3 protein-coding genes are annotated in these 3,005 nt (G+C 62.3%); 1 reads left to right on the forward strand and 2 read right to left on the reverse strand.

The window, feature by feature from the left end:
• Positions 1–1,091: MFS transporter (locus tag GNZ13_RS02885; RefSeq protein ID WP_236001772.1), on the reverse strand; the 1,091-nt coding region annotated here is incomplete at its 3' end.
• Between the two features lie 417 nt (positions 1,092–1,508).
• Here GNZ13_RS02885 and GNZ13_RS02890 point away from each other — a divergent pair.
• Positions 1,509–1,943, forward strand: a complete 435-nt coding sequence (locus GNZ13_RS02890) for a DoxX family protein (protein WP_172160322.1) — start codon at positions 1,509–1,511, stop codon at positions 1,941–1,943.
• A 187-nt stretch (positions 1,944–2,130) separates the two neighbouring features.
• Here the strand turns inward: GNZ13_RS02890 and GNZ13_RS02895 are convergent.
• A partial coding sequence (locus tag GNZ13_RS02895) for an amidohydrolase family protein (protein ID WP_172160324.1) occupies positions 2,131–3,005 on the reverse strand: 875 nt, incomplete at its 5' end.

Below are 3,005 nucleotides of genomic sequence, written 5' to 3' on the forward strand. Positions count from 1 at the left end.
ATGAGGAGCGCGATCACGATCGTCTTGCGCTGGCCGATCCGCGCGATGAGGCCGACCATGAACGGCCGGATGGCGGCTGCGGTCAACGCATAGATGCAGATGATCTGCCCGGTCTGGGTCGCGCTATAGGTATGGGTCGAGAGATTGCGCAGAAACTCAGGCAGAACGAACAGGCTGCCCGACAGGATCATGCCGGTGAAGACGCCGATCAACGCCGACGACAACACATAACGGTCACGCAGCAGCCCGAGCCAGAGCAGCGGCGTCCGGTTCGCCGGACTCGCCTGCCAGACAACGAAGAGAAGCAGGGCCGCGCCGCTCGTCCAGGCGAGCAGACGAATATGCAGCGAGCCGAACCAGTCGTCGATTTCGCCGCGATTGAGGATGATCTGCAGCGAAATCAGCGCCGTCGCGAGAAGCACGATGCCGAGCCAGTCCGTGCTCACCACGCGTTCGGAGGCGGGCGGCGGCAGTGTGGGGAAGTAGCGAGCCAGCAGCCATATCGCGGCGGACGCGTACAACAGGTTCGGCAGGAAGATCAGCCGCCAGTTGGAATGGTCCGTGATATAGCCGCTGACCAGAAGCCCGGCCGCGCTCGACAGATAAAGCAGCGTGGACGCCTTCATCAGCGACGGGCTGCGCTGCGGTTTGGGCATCAGCACGTAGATGCTCGCGCGCCACCATACGACGAGACCCGCGCCGGCCAGTCCCTGGACGGCGCGCCAGATCAGCATCGTACGCAGATCCGGAGAGATCGCGCAACCCATCGAGGCGATCGCGAACACGACGATGGTCGAGAGCAGGAAGCGCTTGTAGCCATAGTGCCCGGCCATCCAGATCGAGACAGGTACGCCGAGAAACAGCGCGCAGCTATAGACGGTCAGCAGCCAGCTGGCTTCGTCCGCGGACACGCCCAACGTGCCGGTCAGATCCGCCAGTATCAGGTTCATGCTGTCGAACGTATAGAACTCCATCCCGGTGGCGAGGCCAAGGCCCATGAGCAGCAGGCGCGTGTGCGCCGGCGACATCATGAGCGCCGGTGCAGGCGGAGGCGAAGCGGGTAGCGGCGCCGCCAGGGCAGTGTCACTCATGGCAAGGAGCACCTCGCCAACGGATGCCCGCAGCGAACGACCGTGAGTATCGCCATGGCAGCGTCTGCGCTCAGGAAAGTGGCGACGCCAGGACGCTTAATCCGCATTCGCAACTCCATTGGGCCTGTTAATCATATCGCGAGCCGCAAGACAGCCAAACCCGTCAAGCCGTCGAAAGCGTGAGCTCATACTAAGCCTAATACGGGAGCTTCACGGCAGCGCGACAGCACCATCCGGGTCGGCATCATCATGTACATTAAGAACGCAGTGTCAACTGAGAACGGAGATCTGCTTGCGGTCGAAAGTCACTGTCGATTGCTGAATGCGCACACTGTGAATGGCGCTGCAACATATTAAACACCGGGCGCAATTAACGCTTGCCGAAGTGCTTATCCTGTACATTCATCTGGAGAACATATGCACACCACCTCTGAGGGGACTCACCCGCGTCTGGCGGACGCGGGGTTGCTGTATCTTCGTGTGACGGGGAGCGTCCTGGTGCTGCTGGTCCATGGGTTACCTAAGGCGATGCACTACGCCAGCCAGGTTGCGGCAATAGAGGACCCGCTGCACATCGGCAAGACACTGACCCTATGCTTTGCGATCTTTGGCGAGGTCTTCTGTCCGCTTTTGATGATCGCGGGCATCGGCACACGCGTTGCGGCGCTTCCCATTCTGCTCATTACTTTGATGGCGCTTGCGGTGGTGCATCGCGACTGGACGCTCGAACAGGGACAGTTCGCCTGGATGCTTCTCATCATCTTCGGAACCGTTGCAATCGCCGGCGCGGGGCGCTATCGGATCTCCGCGCTTCTTGGATCCCGGTCATCGACACGTGGCATCAGACGTTAGAGCGACGGGTGTGACCGTCTAGCGTCCCTGTCAGTAGTACCACTGTCCAGTGAAAATGCATGGTGCGGGTATGACGTGTTGTGGCGTATCGCATCATGACCTGCCATGACACGGCGGGCGGTATCGCACTGCAGTAACGCACACCCCAGGCTGGGAGGCGTGGCGATACCGTCCTGCCGCTGGGCGGCTAGACCGCCCAGCAGGCACATCCTAACGCGCCCCAGAAGCTTTTGAGGTCGGATGCCGGCACGCTGCTTGCCCATGCCGCGGCGTGCGCATGGCCGTGCAGCCCACACACATTCGCGCACGCGCACCGTTGAGCCGCGACGCGCTGCAACGGTGCACCTTCGCTGCCGCCTTGCGCGCCCCAAGCCCCATATCCGCCGAAACGGCGCACCGGTGACCAGTCGGGCGTGGCGGGCGGCAGCGGCACATCGAAGTCTGCAAAGGGGCCGCTAGCGAACACGACCTTGCCGCCCACGACGGTAAGCGTCGACGTCGTATCAGCGATGTCGACTTCCGGACACGACATGAAGTCGCGATCCGGCACGATCAGATCGGCGAACTGGCCAGCCTCAATGCGTCCTTTCTTGCCCTCTTCATTGGAGAACCACGTGACGTTCTCCGACCACATACGCAGAGCCGTTTCGCGGTCGATACAGTTCCGCTGCGGGTAGAGCTTCATGCCTCCCACGGTCTTGCCGGTTACCAGCCAGGCGAGAGATACCCAGGGATTGTACGAGGCGACGCGCGTCGCGTCGGTGCCGGCCGACACCTTGACACCCTTTTCGAGCATGCGCGCGACGGGCGGCGTAGCTTCGGCCGCCTGCGCGCCGTAGCGCTCGACAAAGTACTCGCCTTGGTACGCCATGCGATGCTGCACCGCAATGCCACCACCGAGGGCGGCGATGCGGTCCATTGAGCGTTCCGAGATTGTTTCCGCATGGTCGAAGAACCAGTTCAGCCCTGCGAGCGGCGTATCGCTGTTCACGCGCTCGTACACATCGAGGGCACGGCTGATCGTTTCGTCGTAGGTGGCGTGCAGGCGCCACGGCCAGCGGT

This window comes from Paraburkholderia elongata, from assembly GCF_013177735.1.
Lineage (GTDB): Bacteria > Pseudomonadota > Gammaproteobacteria > Burkholderiales > Burkholderiaceae > Paraburkholderia > Paraburkholderia elongata.

Coding starts and splice junctions, on each gene's coding strand:
- GNZ13_RS02890 (WP_172160322.1), top strand. CDS start 1,509: ATGCACACCACCTCTGAGGGGACTCACCCGCGTCTGGCGGACGCGGGG.